This is a genomic window from Acinetobacter sp. YH01008, from assembly GCF_013420435.1.
Classification (GTDB): Bacteria; Pseudomonadota; Gammaproteobacteria; order Pseudomonadales; family Moraxellaceae; genus Acinetobacter; species Acinetobacter pseudolwoffii.
Genome location: NZ_VOYD01000020.1, coordinates 1 through 15,316, shown reverse-complemented (window position 1 = coordinate 15,316; position 15,316 = coordinate 1). Strand labels below are relative to the sequence as shown.

Here is a 15,316-nt window from a genome sequence, read left to right as displayed (position 1 = left end):
AAATCACTTGATAAGAAACCATTGAGTGCAGGAATTTGTGCTTCAGGAAGTCTTTGTACTTTTTAAAATGTTATAAGTCGAAACTTTGAATATGGAGAGAAATAAAAAACCGCATTCAGAAATGCGATTTTTTTATGTTGTCTATTTCAGGAATTAACGCATCTTGGCCAGGAAACGGCCAACACGGGTAAGGGCTTCACGCAGTTCATTTTCAGCCGGCAGGAACACCACACGAAAATGATCCGGTGTCGGCCAGTTAAAGCCTGTACCTTGAACCAGAAGTACTTTCTCGGCACGTAACAAGTCCAGCATCAGCTTTTCATCGTCCTGAATTGGATAAACGTTCGGATCCAGTTTCGGGAAGCAGTACATCGCACCCTCAGGCTTGACACAGGACACCCCAGGAATCTCATTCAGCATTTCCCAGGCGATATTGCGCTGTTCATACAAACGGCCACCCGGACGAATCAGGTCATTAATGGACTGATAGCCGCCCAGCGCAGTCTGAATTGCATATTGCGCCTGATGGTTGGCACACAGGCGCATAGATGCCAGCATGTCCAGACCTTCGATATAGTCTGCTGCACGTGTTTTATTGCCGGTAATGGCCATCCAGCCAGAACGGAAGCCAGCAATACGATAAGCCTTTGATAAACCGTTAAATGATACACAAATCTGATCACCTGCCAAGGCAGCTACAGCGACATGCTCGATACCGTCATAGATGATTTTGTCATAGATTTCGTCAGCAAATAAAATCAGGTCATACTTCTTGGCCAAGTCCACGATCTGTTGCAAGACATGACGCGGATAAACCGAACCGGTCGGGTTGTTTGGATTAATAATCACAATACCACGGGTATTTGGCGTGATTTTGCTTTCCATATCGACAATGTCTGGATACCAGTGATTTTCTTCATCACATTTATAATGAATCGCCGTACCGCCAGACAGATTGACTGCCGCAGTCCAGAGTGGATAATCTGGCATTGGAATCAGCATTTCATCGCCATCATCCAATAGACCCTGCATGGCCATGACAATCAGTTCAGAGACACCATTACCGATATACACATCATTGACGTGCATATCCAGAATGCCTTTTTGCTGGTAATACTGGCAGATCGCCTTACGTGCCGGGAAAATCCCTTTAGAATCTGTATAGCCAATGGCATTTGGCAGATTTAAAGCCACATCATTGATGATTTCTTGTGGTGCTTCAAAACCGAATGGGGCGGGGTTGCCGATATTCAGTTTGATAATCTTATGACCCGCTTCTTCCATCTCGATGGCCGCTCGTAACACAGGCCCGCGAATGTCGTAGCAAACATGCTCGAGCTTAGACGATTTCTTAATTTCGCGAGGGGTTTGGAGAGTGTTCGGCATTTTGATGTTCTCGGAAAGAGTGGAGGTCACTTTTGCATAACGGTATAAATAACTTTTAAATGTCTCAGTTGTTACCAGATCGAGATGATGTTCATCTCTGAGTAAAGCAACAATTCTTTCATGGGTAAATCCTAGCTGTTGATACTGTTTGATCACAGGAAGTAAATTCTGAAAAATTACGCTCTTTTTTTGCGACATTTTTTAATCCTGAGCAAGAATATGACTAAGCTTAACACTAAATTTGCTCACTAAAAAACATTTAATGTAAGAATTGCTTACTTTTATTTTTATATTTGCTTTCTTTTTGCTTTTTTAGGCATTATATGTCTTTTGTAAAATGTTGAATAAAGACTAGAATTTTTAAAATGAATCACGTAAATATAGGATTATCCTATTTTAAATAGCAAGATAAAAAGGTATGTGATCATGGGAAAACTCAATAAATCAGACCGGGAATGGCAAAGAGAGTTATCACCTGAGGAGTTTCGCATTACGCGCGAGAAGGGAACCGAGCCGGCATTTACTGGAAAATACTGGAATACCAAGCAAGATGGCACCTATGTATGCCGTTGCTGCGGCACGCCACTGTTCTCGTCTGAGACCAAGTATGACAGCGGCTGTGGCTGGCCAAGTTTCTACCGTCCCGTCAGCAGTTCGGTGGTAGAAGAATTACCTGATACTTCACACGGAATGGTCAGAACTGAGATTGTTTGTCATCATTGTGACGCACATTTAGGGCATGTTTTCCCGGATGGTCCAGAGCCGACGGGCTTACGTTATTGTGTCAACTCGGCTTCTTTGGACTTAGAAACACAAGAAAAAAATGATGAGGAAACCTATCCATGACCAGCATTTATCAGTTTGAAGCTGAATTGTTAGATGGTAAAAGCAAACAGCTTGCAGATTATGAAGGCAAGGTACTTTTAATCGTGAATACAGCAAGTAAATGTGGCTTTACCCCACAATTCTCAGGATTAGAGAAGCTTTACGAGAAATATAAAGATCAAGGTCTGGAAATTTTGGGATTTCCATGCAATCAGTTTGGTGGTCAAGATCCGGGTTCCAATGAACAGATTGGTGAATTTTGCCAGAAGAATTACGGGGTATCTTTCCCGATGTTTTCCAAGGTGGATGTCAAAGGCCCTGAAGCGCACGCCATTTTTCGCTATTTAACCAATAATTCCAAAGGTATTTTAGGCAATGGAATTAAATGGAATTTTACCAAATTCCTGATCGGCCGTGATGGCAAGGTATTGAACCGTTTTGCTCCGACCACCAAGCCTGAAGAGCTTGAAGATGAAATTGCAAAAGTGTTGTAAGACTCTGTGTTATTTTCTCAGTATGAGATAAAAATAGAACTCATCTGATTTCAAGTAAAAAACCCACTTTAAACCAGTGGGTTTTTTAGTTTTGATTAAAACTTAGAGGATGGCTTTCAGGCGTTGAATGACTTCTTCACATTGCGCCAGATCGGCCACAAGTGCTAGACGTACATGATTTTCACCCGGATTACCCTGTTCAGTATCGCGGGATAAATAACGACCCGGAAGTACTTTAATATGTGCTTCTTCCATCAGGCGTTTAGCAAAGGCTTCATCATTGTCAACTTTTAACCAGTAATAGAAACCTGCATCCGGTTTTTTGAGTGGCAATAAATGTCCGAGTTCCTGTTGAAATAAATCAAACTTGGCACGGTATTGCACCCGGTTTTCTTCCACATGCGCTTCATCATCCCAGGCAGCGATTGAAGCCAGTTGATGTTGTACCGGCATCGCTGCGCCGTGGTAAGTACGATATTGCAAATAAGGTTTTAACAGGCTGGCATCACCGGCAACAAAACCTGAACGCATACCCGGAAGGTTAGAGCGTTTAGACAGTGAATGGAACACCACGCAGTTTTTATAGTCATCCCGGCCGATTTCAGCACAAACTTCCAGTAAACCTACAGGTGCCTGATCAAACCACAGCTCCGAATAGCATTCGTCTGAAGCAATCACAAAGTTATATTGATCCGACAGGGCAATCAGTTTTTTAAACTGTTCTTTAGACAGCACTGCACCGGTTGGATTGCCCGGAGTACAGACAAATAACAGTGCCGTTTTTTCCCAGACTTCTGCCGGAACAGCATCAAAATCACCAAGGTAGTTATTTTCTTCAGTACAGTTGATGAAATATGGTTTTGCACCTGCGAGCAGTGTTGCACCTTCATAAATCTGATAAAACGGATTCGGCATCACCACATAAGGTGCCTCTTCACGATTTACCAAAGCCTGTACAAACGAGAAAATCGCTTCACGCGTACCAGAAACAGGCAGGATATTGCTGTCTGCACTGATGCTATTTAGCTTAAAACGGCGCGTCAGCCATTGAGCAATACTTTCGCGTAGCTCAGGCAGGCCTTTACTATTTGGATACGTCGATAAATGTTTAAAGTTATCGATAATCGCTTGTTTCACAAACTCCGGTGCAGGATGCTTCGGTTCACCAATCGACAGGGGAATTAAAGGCATATTTGCAGGCTGGATATCCGCAAAAAGCTGATTTAACTTTTCAAACGGATAAGGATGCAGTAGAGACAAGCTAGAGTTCATGAATAAGTAACCGCGTTTTAATGTGAGTGTTGACTACAAACCTGATGAGAGGCTTCATCCAGCGCAGTTTTAAGTGCAGCTGCAAATTCAGCAGATTCTCCAGGTGTCATAGGGTTGCCATCTTTTTTAGTGACAAAGAAAATATCTTCGGCACGTTCGCCCAGTGTGGCAATTTTGGCAGAGTGGATGTCCAGGCCTTGCATCATAAATAAACCACCGATTTTGGCAAGTAAACCAGGGTGATCAAGGGTCGCAATTTCGACCATATTCTGATTCAAGGCAGGATTGACACTAATCTCGACTGTATTTTCAATATCGAAATGACGTAGTTGACGTGGAATCCGGCGCTGCATCAAGCCCGGATATTCATCAGAATGACTCAAGGCATCTTTAAGGGCTTCAATCACTGTGGCTTCGCGTTCAGGATCAGTCAATAAAGTACCAAAACGGTCCAATACCACGTAGGTATCCAGACTGAAAGCTTTAGTGGCAGTAATAATTCTTGCGTCTTGTACATCCAGATTCATGCGATCCAGAATAGCCACCGTAGTGGCAAAAAGGTTGGGTTGATCCTGCGTATAAATAAAGATCTGTACCGCATCCTGCGCATATTTACGGTGCGCCCGCATCAGCACCAGTGGAGCAGGATTGTCGCCGTGCTGTAAGATGGCACGGGTATGCCAGGCAATTTCATCTGCTGTTTCTTTTAGGAAATAGTCATCACCAAGTTCCTGCCAGACTTTTTCTACTTCATCCAGTGAAAAGTCCTGAACCAGAAGTTCGCTGGCCGCAAATTTGGTATCTTCAATCAGCATTTGATAATCAACCGGACGACCCAGACCGGAACGGATTACATCGCGCGCCTGAGTATAGAGCTGGCGCATCAGGGAAGCGCGCCAGGTATTCCACAGCTTCGGATTGGTGGCGTTAATATCGGCTACCGTCAGGGTGTATAAATAATCCAGATGCTCCATGTCGCCCATTTTTTCTGCGAATTCTTTGACCACATCCGGATCGGAAATATCTTTTTTCTGGGCGGTGACAGACATTACCAGATGATTCTGGATCAGCCAGGCCACCAGGTTGCTTTCACGTTCGGTAAAACCGTGACTACGGCAGAATTTAATCGCATCGCTGGCACCAAGTTCACTATGATCACCGCCACGACCTTTGGCAATATCATGAAAAAGAGCTGCCAGATATACAATGTCACGACGGGTCAGGCGCTGGAACACTGAACTGACCACAGGAAATTCCTTGGCAAATTCAGGTGCTTTAAAGCGATTTAAATTGCGTAGCAACAATAAGGTATGTGCATCGACCGTATAGATATGGAACAGGTCATATTGCATTAGGCCCAGAATTTGCCCAAAGGCCGGGATGTAATTACCCAGTACGCCATAACGCTTCATCGTCACCAGGGTGTCGTAGAGTCGATGCGGTGAGCGGATAATCGCCATAAACAGCGCCTGATGCACCGGATTATCACGAAAATCCTGATCAATGCGTTTTCCTGCCAAGGTCAGCAGGCGTAAGGTACGCGCACGAATGCCCTGAATTTCAGGACGATTGGCCAACAGGTAGAAAATTTCCAGAATCGCGCTTGGATTTTCCGAGAAAATCTTGTGATGCTGAACTGCTAACTTGCCATCGACCAGTTTGAAATTTTCATTAATTTCCTCAATCTGGCGTTCATATTGCGGTAAACGTGGGGTAATCACAGATTCATTGAAGTAGGCCAACAGCATTTCATTGAGTGTAGAGACTTGCTGTGCGCTGCGATAATAGCGCTTCATGAACTGTTCAATTGGATAGTTCGGATGATGCGCCTCATCACGCACATAGCCGAATTTAGCCGCAATATCACGCTGATAATCAAACAATAAGCGGTTTTCATCGCGCTTGGTCAGGCGGTGCAGATGATGGCGAATTTCCCAGAGAAAACTTTCAGCTTCTTCGAGCACGCCCAGTTCAAATTCAGAAATAAAACCCAGATGTACCAGATCATAAATCCGGTTGACGCGGAAATGTCGTTTGGCAATCCAGCCGATCTGGTTGATGTCGCGGATACCGCCCGGTGCATTTTTAATATCCGGTTCCAGATTGCTTTCGGTATTGTTGTGCTGAGCATAGCGTTTATGCTGCTCATCCATTTTGGCATCAAAGAAGGTTTTATCGGTCCAAGTGCGTGACACGATGCGCCGTGGCCATTTGCACAGGTTCTCATTGCCAATAATCAGGCGTGCTTCGATTAGCGTAGTGGCAACGGTGAGATCACTACTGGCCTGACTGACACAATCATTGATGGTACGCACGCTGATCCCCGGTTTGAAATTACCGACATCCCAGAGTAATGAAATGAAGGTAGAAATCAGCTGTTCCTGCTCTGGACTAATCTCGTCTTCTGACAGGATCATGAGGTCGACATCAGAATAAGGCAGCATTTCACGGCGACCATAACCTCCGACAGCAAACAGGGCCAAATCGGTTTGATCCAGTTCGGCATATTTCCAGAGAAATTGCAGTGCTTCATCAATCAGATTGGAACGTGCCAGAATAATATCCCGAATCGGCTGTCCATTTTCAAAACTCTCCTGTAGCTGATTTTCGACATCACTACGCCATTGATTGATGGCTTTAATGTCATGGTTACTTTTAATGTAATTCAGCAGAGGTAAGGTATTGATCATGAACAGTGGTCCGTTGGTATTTCAGCTTAGTTTTGATTAATGCTAACTTGATTTGCGACCTGAAGTGCCAGTTCGCGTGCCTGTTCAATGCTTTCAGCACGTGCAGTCGCAACGCCCATGCGACGCCGTTCGAAGCCTTCAGGTTTGCCAAACAGGCGCAAATCAGTATTGCCGTCTGCTAAAGCAAGATTCAGGCCAGAAAATGAAAGATTACGATCATCTACCCCGGCATAAATCACCGCGCTGGCAGCCACACTATGCCGTGTGGTATTGACCGGCAGGCCTAAAATCGCACGTGCATGCAATTCAAATTCGCTTTGGAATTGAGAGGCAAGTGTTACCAGTCCGGTATCGTGTGGACGAGGAGAAACCTCACTAAACCATACTTGGTCGCCTTTGACAAAGAGTTCTACACCAAAGATTCCGCAACCACCCAGTGCTGTGGTGACTTTGTGGGCAATGCGTTTAGATTCCTCTAGCGCTGCCGGAGTCATCGGCTGAGGTTGCCAGCTTTCGACATAATCGCCCGAGTCCTGACGATGTCCGATCGGATCGCAATAAGAGGCTTCGATCTCGCCGGTTGCCGGATTTTTTGCACGAACAGTCAATAAGGTAATTTCAAAATCAAAGTCAATTTGCGATTCGACAATCACCGTACCCTGATTGACGCGTCCACCAGTTTGCGCATATTCCCAAGCCGCGTCTACCTCTGCAAAGCTTTTTACCCGAGACTGGCCTTTGCCAGAAGAGGACATGACCGGCTTGACAAAATTTGGATAGCCGACATCATCACAGGCAGCACGGAAGGACTCTAAACTGTCAGCAAATCGGTACGCTGAAGTTGGCAGCCCCAGTTCTTCTGCGGCCAGACGGCGAATGCCTTCGCGGTTCATGGTCAGATTGACCGCTTTAGCCGAAGGAATGACGGTCGCAATATTTTGTTCTTCAACGTCAACCAGTACTTGTGTGGCAATGGCTTCAATTTCAGGAACGATTAAATGTGGCTGGATTTGATGGATCAATTGTTTTAATTCTTCAGCATCGGCCATATTCAAGGTATAGGAATAATGCGCGACTTGCATGGCAGGTGCATGCTCATAACGGTCAGCAGCATGAACTTCGACCCCAAGACGTTGTAGTGAAATCACCACTTCCTTGCCCAGTTCACCAGAACCCAATAATAGAACTTTATAGGCAGAAGCTTGCAGGGGAGTACCAATAGTCACGCTCATGTGTGTCATCCATGCTTGATTTTATGGACTTTTAGCATAGCAGAACTGAGCCGGCAGTTAAGCCAAGATTCATACAAAATTGTGATATTGTCCAACAGTTTTATTTATAAAGTTTTTCTGGATGTAAGTAAGGCGTAATTGTCATGTCACTGATCTGTCAGACTGATTTGAAGACGGTATATCCTGTTTTGGCAATAGCTTTTTTCTATCTACAACTGGTCGAGTATTAAAAAAGTATAAAAGAATACGGAAATGATTTTATTTGAGCTTTTTCTTTCAGGAAAAATGATAGGGATCAGCTAATTATTTTTATATAATAAAGACCTATACTATTCCATAAGCATAAGTCTTTATCTTGATTGATCAGTCAGTTCAAGCTTAAAACGTCATCGGCACATAGGTATAAACCAGACCATAGGTCAGTGCTGCGGTCAGGGTCGCCATCACGATGCGTTTGAATTTAAAGTACAACGCAGTGAGTACGATAAATCCGACCAGCATCGCAATACTTTTATTCGGTGTTTCTAATAATGGCGGTAAGGTAGCAACTACCAGCATGGAGCTGATTGCCGCAATGCCGATTGAACCCAAGGCAATTTTTAGCCACAATGCTCCGCGTTTTTGTGAGCCTTGCTGAAATTTCTGAATCACAAAAAAAGGCCCGAAGCGTGAGACGAAATTGGCGATCCCGACGACAATGCCGACCAGAATAATCTCTAGATTCATGCTTGATCTCCTGCATGTTCAGGATCTGGCTGTTTTAAGATATAGTGCTTGAACAGGCCGGCAAAAATACCGGAACTGATACCAATGAAAATCGCGGCAGACAGATCAATAAAGTAACAGGCCACAGCAGAAACCAGAATGGTGACAGTCACAACAAAAGTATGTTTCTTCTCAAAAGCAGCCAAGAGGAAACTCAGGAACAGCGCAGGTAACAGGAAGTCTAGAGCCGCTTGCAAGAATTGCGGCAGATTGCTGACCTGATCGGCAAATAAACCACCGAGAAAAGATCCCAATGCCCAGGACATCCAGCTAAACAGGCTTAAACCCAGCATCCAGGATTCAGACCATTCCTGACGCCGTTGCGAGAGCTTGATCATGCCGGAAGCAAAAACCTCATCGGTCAGACCCCAAGACCAGATCGCAGTTTTCTTTAAATTCAGCCGGTCTTGAATCAGGTTTTGCAGCGCAGGGCCATAGAGCAAATGCCGAATGTCTAGGGCAATCACCGTTAATGCCGTCATCCAGATAGATGTGCCACTGCCTAAAAGTGCGACTACAAGGAACTGGCTGGCACCTGCATACATCGAGCAGGAAAGAAACAGCGCTTCCCAAGCCGTAAAGCCAAACTGAGTGGCTGAAACGCCAAAAGCAAACGACACTGGTAAATAAGTGAAGATGATCGCTTGGCTATCTTTTGCACCTTGCCAGAAGCCAGCAGGTTGCGTAGCGAGTTGATTCTGTTCAGACACGACACACCTTGAAGGAGAGTTGAACGATGGGTCAAATGAAGATTGTGTATTCTACGTGAATTTAATAGCATAGTGCCGAAATGTTTAAATTGGCGAGCCTGATATGTGGATGTTCAAGACACGTACGATGCTGACAGCTGCTTTAATGAGCACTGCATTGTTGTTACAAGCGTGTGGGAATGACAGTCAATCGACTGATAAGCCAGAAATTAAACCGGCACCTAAACTGACGAATGATGCGACCACCTATGCCAATGCGGCATGGCAACTGATCAATAAAGTCGATCCACTGGTTTATAATAAAGAAGTGGATCAGCTGGAAACCCAGGTGCGTCAACCGGCACGTAAGCTGAGCACAGACTGGCGTATTAATGTCAAAATGACCGATTCGGTGACTGAAGGTAAATATGCTCTGTGTCGTAAAGCCTTAACCAGTCTGGAAATCTGGGCGCGTACCGTGATCGACAATGGCAGCAGTCTGGAACAAAAGCAGGTGGATTATGAGCGGGATAAACTGCAATGTCAGAATGCGATTGATAATCCTGAATTGGGAAATACTGATCCCAAACAAAAAGGCACCGCGATTGCTAATATGCAATAAACCTTTAGCCATTTAGTTATAAGCATAAAAGCCAGTCATTCAGACTGGCTTTTTTAGGATGAGACAACAGCAAGACTCTAAAAAGAGGGTATCCACACATGTTCTAATAAAATCACAAATACACCACAGATCAGGAGTGTGCTGCCAATTATGCGCTTAATCAGAATAGGTGTAGACATGGTCGATCTCCTTAAATATTTAAAGCTAAAGCGTGTTCAATGCTTCCAGATAACGACGATTTACTTCTTGCCAGTTCACGACATTGAAAAAAGCCGAGATATATTCCGGACGACGGTTTTGATAGTGCAAATAATAGGCATGTTCCCAGACATCCAGACCTAAAATGGGAATATTGCCATGCATCAGTGGAGAGTCCTGATTGACGCTGCTTTCTACAATAAGTGTTTTATCTGGCGCAACACTCAGCCAGGCCCAACCGCTACCAAAATGGCTCAGTGCTGCCTGGGTAAAGGTGTCTTTAAATGCCTCGAATCCGCCTAATTCATGTTCAATGGCCTTTGCAATTTCAGCTTCTGGATGGCCGCCACCGTCTGGACTCATGACTGTCCAGAACAGGGAGTGATTGGCATGTCCACCGGCATTATTGATCACGTTCTGTTTTAATTGCTGCGGTACTTCATTGAATTTGCTAATTAAGGCTTCGACCGATAAATCTTCCCATTCGGTTCCTGCGATCCCTGCATTGATATTATTAATATAGGTTTGATGATGCTTGCTATGATGAATTTCCATGGTCTTGCTATCGATATGAGGCTCTAGGGCATCATAGGGATATGGCAGTACAGGCAGGGTATAGCTCATGGTCAGGATTCCTTTACTAGAATGAAGTCATGTTATTTTTCATTAGATTTAACATACGCCTGAATTTAATATTTTTATATGAGAATAATTATCATTATTGTTAATATGTGTGAATTATGCGTTGCCTGTAAGTTTTCTACGCTCGGTCATCTTATTTCCTAGGCCATAAAAAAGCCCCAGATGGAGCTTTTTCATACAGCAAATACTTAGACGTTAAAACGGAAATGTAAAACGTCGCCATCCTGAACGATATAGGTTTTACCTTCTAGACGCCATTTACCGGCTTCTTTTGCACCCGCTTCGCCGTTGTACTGCACGAAATCATCATAAGCAATACATTCTGCGCGGATAAAGCCTTTTTCAAAGTCGGTATGAATTACACCAGCGGCTTGCGGTGCAGTTGCACCAACTTTCACAGTCCAGGCACGAACTTCCTGTACACCTGCGGTGAAGTAAGTTTGTAAGCCAAGTAGTGAATAACCTGCACGAATCACCACGTTTAAACCAGGTTCTTCCATGCCCATCGCTTCCAGGAATTCAGCACGGTCTTCATCTTCAAGCAATGAAATTTCCGCTTCAATCTGGTTGCAAAGAGGTACGACAATTGCATTTTCTTCAGCAGCCAATTTTCTCACTGCATCCAAATGCGGGTTATTTTCAAAACCGTCTTCAGCAACGTTGGCAATATACATGGTTGGTTTAAGCGTCATTAAGCCAAAGCCACGTACCAGTTTACGTTCGTCATCATCCAGATCCGCTGCGCGAGCCGGTTTGCCTTCATCGAGTAAAGGCTGGATTTTTTCTAATACTGCTTTAGTAGCAATTGCTTCTTTGTCACCACCTTTGGCAGATTTAGTCAAACGGGTAATCGCTTTCGCCACCGCGTCGAGATCTGCAAGCGCGAGTTCTGTATTAATCGTGGCGATATCATCCAGTGGATCAATACGACCATTCACATGAATGACGTTTTCATCTTCAAAACAACGTACCACGTGAGCGATTGCATCAGTTTCGCGGATGTTGGCCAGGAACTGGTTACCTAAGCCTTCACCTTTAGAAGCACCAGCGACCAGACCTGCGATGTCCACAAATTCCATAGACGTTGGAATCACGCGCTGCGGTTTAACAATTGCTGTCAATTTGTCTAAACGTGGGTCAGGAACAGGCACGATGCCGGTATTTGGTTCAATGGTACAGAACGGGAAGTTTTCTGCAGCAATAGCAGCTTTGGTTAAAGCATTGAAAAGTGTAGATTTGCCAACGTTCGGCAAGCCGACAATACCGCAATTAAAACCCATGAAATAACTCACAAAAGCGTTATATAAAAATTGCCCCCGATTTTACATGAAAGCACGGCTAAAGTCAGGTCATGCACTTGTGGTTTATTGCAATCAAATGCTTCTTATAACTTAAAAGCTCCGCTGAGCTTTCCCGGATTTATTATGAGTCCGCCGAATATAGAGGAATAATCAGCCAGTATTGTACTTTTGGATAAAAATCACATTGTTTTTCTAAAATTGAGTGACTAAAGTATCTGAATAAAACAGCGGCCTATACGCCCTGATCCAATAACGATAAACATGGAGCATGCATGCGAACTTTATACCAGTTTCCTTTATCTCACTTTTGCGAAAAAGCACGTTGGATGCTGGACCATAAAGAGCTGTACTATGTTGCTCACAACCTGATTCCCGGCGTACATCGGGCTTTTGCCCGACTGAAAACAGGACAGAATCGTCTGCCTATTTTGCGCGATCAGGACAAATGGATTGCAGATTCAACCCAGATTGCGCTTTATCTGGATGATACTTATCCAGAACATCGTTTATTGTATGCTGAAGGACATTTTCGAAATAAAGCCTTAGAAATTAATGAAATTACTCTGGAGCTGGGTCGTCATGTCCGCCGCTGGATGCTCTCTCAAGCGCTGACTTCCGATCATGAATCTCTCGATATTTTAATTGGTGAGCAGGGCTATTTGCGCCAGTTTGAAAAATTTTCTAAACCTTTATTAAAAGCGATGGTCGCCAAGGGTTATGCATTGAATGAGGAAACCGTGGCGGAATCCAAACAGCATATTGATGTCACTGTACAGCAACTCAATCAGATGCTGGTTAGTCAAGGTGGATATTATTTTGTCGGAAATCGTTTAGGTCTGGCGGATATTGCTGTCTGTTCTATGCTTGCTCCATTATTGGCGATTCCGGGGACGCCGTGGGAAAAAGAAAATTTTGAAACCTTGTCCGAAGAATATCGTGATTATCAGCAGCATTTAAATGCGTTGCCTCTGGGTGAATATATTTGTCGTATTTACCGAACCGAACGCAATGCGCGAGTAGACTGGCGTGGTGTATAAGCTTCAAGGCAAATCCTAAAATTAAAAACGCGCATTTGCGCGTTTTTAATGAGATGATGATTAACCCCAAGGATTATTTGGGTCGATATCAATATTTTTACTAAAGTGATTGAACAGTGAACCAAAATCAAAGCTGGATGAACCACCACCACTGCTGATATTTTGAATCGTATCTTGAATGTCAGGCAGAATAGCAGACAAGTCAATATTGGAATCTGTGGCACCCACATCTTGGACCAGATCACCTGGATCGGGTAATTCAATCGAAGAGCTATTATCAATCAATTGCCCAATGCCTCCGGCAATGCTCCCTGGATCAAACCCGTTTGAAGCAGAGGAAATTCCTTCGATCAGAGTACCCAGATCCAGATCACTATCTAGATTGAGATGACCCAATAATCCTCCTAAATCTATGCCATTTGAGCCATTCGCGATCAGGCCGCTGAGTAAATCGGTAAAGCCATCGAGATCAAAATCCCCCGCTGCATTCTCACCGACAAAACCGCTAATTAAATCTGTGATAGCACCGATATCAAAATCATTGCCTGTATTGCCGCCGATTAAACCGCCGATCAGATCTGCAATCGCGCCGATGTCGATATCACCTAGTGCACCAGACCCACCAACCAGCTGAACGATTTGTGCAATATCAATCTCGCCATTACTGCCGATGAGGTTGCTGACCAGATCTGCAATCGCAGCAATGTCGATGTTGCTTGAACCACCGATGAGACCACTCACCAGTTGGGCAATTTGCGCAATATCAATCTCGCCATTACCACTGATGAGGTTACTGAACAGATCTGCAATTGCAGCAATGTCGATGTTGCTTGAACCACCAATGAGACCACTCACCAGTTGGGCAATTTGTGCAATATCAATCTCGCCATTACCGCCGATGAGGTTACTGACCAGATCTGCAATTGCAGCAATGTCGATATTACCTAAGTCGCCAGAACCGCCGATTAGACCACCAACCAACTGAATGATTTGTGCAATATCAATCTCGCCATTATCACTGATGAGCTTGCTGACTAGATCTGCAATTGCAGCAATGTCGATGTTGCTTGAACCACCGATGAGACCACTCACCAGTTGGGCAATTTGTGCAATATCAATCTCGCCATTACCGCCGATGAGGTTACTGACCAGATCTGCAATCGCAGCAATGTCGATGTTGCTTGAACCACCGATGAGACCACTCACCAGTTGGGCAATTTGCGCAATATCAATCTCGCCATTACCACTGATGAGGTTACTGAACAGATCTGCAATTGCAGCAATGTCGATGTTGCTTGAACCACCAGAACCGCCGATTATACCACCAACCAACTGAACGATTTGTGCAATGTCAATCTCGCCATTACCACTGATCAGGTTGCTGACCAGATCTGCAATTGCAGCAATGTCGATGTTGCTTGAACCACCGATGAGACCACTCACCAGTTGGACAATTTGAGCAATATCAATCTCGCCATTACCACCGATGAGGTTGCTGACCAGATCTGCAATTGCAGCAATGTCGATATTACCTAAACCACCAGAACCGCCGATCAGGCCGCTGACCAGCTGAACGATTTGTGTAATATCAATCTCGCCATTACCGCCGATGAGACCGCCGACGAGTTTGGAAATAGCACCAATATCCAGATTGCTGCTATTGTTCGCCATTAGGCCATTCAACAAGTTGGTGATCTGGCCAATATTAAAACTGCCTCCATTGGATTGGGTTAAGCTGCTGATCAGACTCTGAATATCTAACTTCGAAGCATTTGAACCAGACAACTGAATTAATAAATTGCTCATATTTGCGCTGTTCAGACTATGTCCAGAGAGAAGGCTGTTTAATAATGAGCTCACGGAAGGTTGTGAATTAGAGCCGTTTAGACCGCCAATGAGATTGCTAAGCGTACCTGAGGCTGTTCCAGCGAATAAGCCACCTAACAGGCTTTTAGTTTGTGTTTCAGCCGTTAAGACAGGACTCACCTTGGTTTTAATCAAACTTAAAATTTTAGAAGCCATGAGCATTCCTTATTTAACCCGAATCCTGCTTAAGCCGATGATTCCTTAATTTGAATTGTTGGCTTATTTCGATGGGTTAATTGATATGCACATAGTGAGGCGTAAATTCCACTCAGAAATCCATGAAGACTACGTGCTTTA

At 44.3% G+C, this 15,316-nt stretch carries 13 protein-coding genes and 1 pseudogene; 4 read left to right on the top strand and 10 right to left on the bottom strand.

The annotated features are described in order from the left end of the window. Nucleotides 1–153 precede the first annotated feature (153 nt). On the bottom strand, nucleotides 154–1,584 hold the full coding sequence (locus FTT75_RS11510; RefSeq protein WP_180040831.1) for a pyridoxal phosphate-dependent aminotransferase: 1,431 nt from the start codon (nucleotides 1,582–1,584) through the stop codon (nucleotides 154–156). A gap of 228 nt (nucleotides 1,585–1,812) precedes the next feature. Between FTT75_RS11510 and msrB the strand changes: the two genes are divergently transcribed. Together msrB and FTT75_RS11500 are read left to right on the top strand one after the other, a co-directional pair. After that, nucleotides 1,813–2,232 (top strand): peptide-methionine (R)-S-oxide reductase MsrB, encoded by a 420-nt coding sequence (gene msrB / locus FTT75_RS11505; RefSeq protein ID WP_004645533.1) that lies wholly within the window; start codon nucleotides 1,813–1,815, stop codon nucleotides 2,230–2,232. Further along, nucleotides 2,229–2,705 carry a glutathione peroxidase gene (locus tag FTT75_RS11500; protein WP_180186443.1) on the top strand — a complete coding sequence of 159 codons (477 nt, stop codon included), beginning with the start codon at nucleotides 2,229–2,231 and terminating at the stop codon, nucleotides 2,703–2,705. The genes msrB and FTT75_RS11500 overlap by 4 nt, the downstream gene beginning before the upstream one ends. Before the next feature lie 102 nt (nucleotides 2,706–2,807). On the opposite strand, the gene dapC is transcribed toward FTT75_RS11500, so the two are convergent. The 5 genes from dapC to FTT75_RS11475 form a co-directional block, all read right to left on the bottom strand. Further along, on the bottom strand, nucleotides 2,808–3,977 hold the full coding sequence (gene dapC, locus FTT75_RS11495) for a succinyldiaminopimelate transaminase (RefSeq protein ID WP_004278945.1): 1,170 nt from the start codon (nucleotides 3,975–3,977) through the stop codon (nucleotides 2,808–2,810). A gap of 17 nt (nucleotides 3,978–3,994) precedes the next feature. Beyond that, on the bottom strand, nucleotides 3,995–6,667 hold the full coding sequence (glnD, locus tag FTT75_RS11490; protein ID WP_159516039.1) for a [protein-PII] uridylyltransferase: 2,673 nt from the start codon (nucleotides 6,665–6,667) through the stop codon (nucleotides 3,995–3,997). A 26-nt stretch (nucleotides 6,668–6,693) separates the two neighbouring features. Next, nucleotides 6,694–7,908, bottom strand: a complete 1,215-nt coding sequence (gene purT, locus FTT75_RS11485; RefSeq protein WP_180186441.1) for a formate-dependent phosphoribosylglycinamide formyltransferase — start codon at nucleotides 7,906–7,908, stop codon at nucleotides 6,694–6,696. 369 nt (nucleotides 7,909–8,277) lie between these two features. Continuing rightward, nucleotides 8,278–8,625, bottom strand: coding sequence for an L-valine transporter subunit YgaH (gene ygaH, locus FTT75_RS11480; protein ID WP_005097402.1), 348 nt, complete (start codon nucleotides 8,623–8,625; stop codon nucleotides 8,278–8,280). Continuing rightward, on the bottom strand, nucleotides 8,622–9,374 hold the full coding sequence (locus FTT75_RS11475) for an AzlC family ABC transporter permease (RefSeq protein WP_005097401.1): 753 nt from the start codon (nucleotides 9,372–9,374) through the stop codon (nucleotides 8,622–8,624). Before FTT75_RS11475 ends, ygaH begins: the two co-directional genes overlap by 4 nt. Nucleotides 9,375–9,477: 103 nt before the next feature. Between FTT75_RS11475 and FTT75_RS11470 the strand changes: the two genes are divergently transcribed. Next, complete coding sequence (locus FTT75_RS11470; protein ID WP_180186440.1) at nucleotides 9,478–9,975, top strand: hypothetical protein; 498 nt, start codon at nucleotides 9,478–9,480, stop codon at nucleotides 9,973–9,975. A gap of 204 nt (nucleotides 9,976–10,179) precedes the next feature. Here FTT75_RS11470 and FTT75_RS11465 read toward each other — a convergent pair whose 3' ends face one another. Together FTT75_RS11465 and ychF are read right to left on the bottom strand one after the other, a co-directional pair. Beyond that, on the bottom strand, nucleotides 10,180–10,797 hold the full coding sequence (locus FTT75_RS11465; protein ID WP_180186438.1) for a superoxide dismutase: 618 nt from the start codon (nucleotides 10,795–10,797) through the stop codon (nucleotides 10,180–10,182). 206 nt (nucleotides 10,798–11,003) lie between these two features. Next, entirely contained in the window at nucleotides 11,004–12,095 is a 1,092-nt protein-coding gene (ychF, locus tag FTT75_RS11460; protein ID WP_005097395.1) for a redox-regulated ATPase YchF, read from the bottom strand. 293 nt (nucleotides 12,096–12,388) lie between these two features. On the opposite strand from ychF, the gene FTT75_RS11455 reads away from it, so the two are divergent. Next, complete coding sequence (locus tag FTT75_RS11455; RefSeq protein WP_005097394.1) at nucleotides 12,389–13,153, top strand: glutathione S-transferase family protein; 765 nt, start codon at nucleotides 12,389–12,391, stop codon at nucleotides 13,151–13,153. A gap of 60 nt (nucleotides 13,154–13,213) precedes the next feature. Here FTT75_RS11455 and FTT75_RS11450 read toward each other — a convergent pair whose 3' ends face one another. Together FTT75_RS11450 and FTT75_RS11445 are read right to left on the bottom strand one after the other, a co-directional pair. Then, nucleotides 13,214–15,175: a hypothetical protein gene (locus FTT75_RS11450; protein ID WP_180186437.1), complete on the bottom strand. Its 1,962-nt coding sequence runs from the start codon at nucleotides 15,173–15,175 to the stop codon at nucleotides 13,214–13,216. Between the two features lie 29 nt (nucleotides 15,176–15,204). Continuing rightward, nucleotides 15,205–15,316 (bottom strand): annotated as a pseudogene (locus FTT75_RS11445) (IS982 family transposase); the annotation flags it as partial.

Coding starts and splice junctions, on each gene's coding strand:
- FTT75_RS11510 (WP_180040831.1), bottom strand. CDS start 1,584: ATGTCGCAAAAAAAGAGCGTAATTTTTCAGAATTTACTTCCTGTGATC.
- msrB (WP_004645533.1), top strand. CDS start 1,813: ATGGGAAAACTCAATAAATCAGACCGGGAATGGCAAAGAGAGTTATCA.
- FTT75_RS11500 (WP_180186443.1), top strand. CDS start 2,229: ATGACCAGCATTTATCAGTTTGAAGCTGAATTGTTAGATGGTAAAAGC.
- dapC (WP_004278945.1), bottom strand. CDS start 3,977: ATGAACTCTAGCTTGTCTCTACTGCATCCTTATCCGTTTGAAAAGTTA.
- glnD (WP_159516039.1), bottom strand. CDS start 6,667: ATGATCAATACCTTACCTCTGCTGAATTACATTAAAAGTAACCATGAC.
- purT (WP_180186441.1), bottom strand. CDS start 7,908: ATGACACACATGAGCGTGACTATTGGTACTCCCCTGCAAGCTTCTGCC.
- ygaH (WP_005097402.1), bottom strand. CDS start 8,625: ATGAATCTAGAGATTATTCTGGTCGGCATTGTCGTCGGGATCGCCAAT.
- FTT75_RS11470 (WP_180186440.1), top strand. CDS start 9,478: ATGTGGATGTTCAAGACACGTACGATGCTGACAGCTGCTTTAATGAGC.
- FTT75_RS11465 (WP_180186438.1), bottom strand. CDS start 10,797: ATGAGCTATACCCTGCCTGTACTGCCATATCCCTATGATGCCCTAGAG.
- ychF (WP_005097395.1), bottom strand. CDS start 12,095: ATGGGTTTTAATTGCGGTATTGTCGGCTTGCCGAACGTTGGCAAATCT.
- FTT75_RS11455 (WP_005097394.1), top strand. CDS start 12,389: ATGCGAACTTTATACCAGTTTCCTTTATCTCACTTTTGCGAAAAAGCA.
- FTT75_RS11450 (WP_180186437.1), bottom strand. CDS start 15,175: ATGGCTTCTAAAATTTTAAGTTTGATTAAAACCAAGGTGAGTCCTGTC.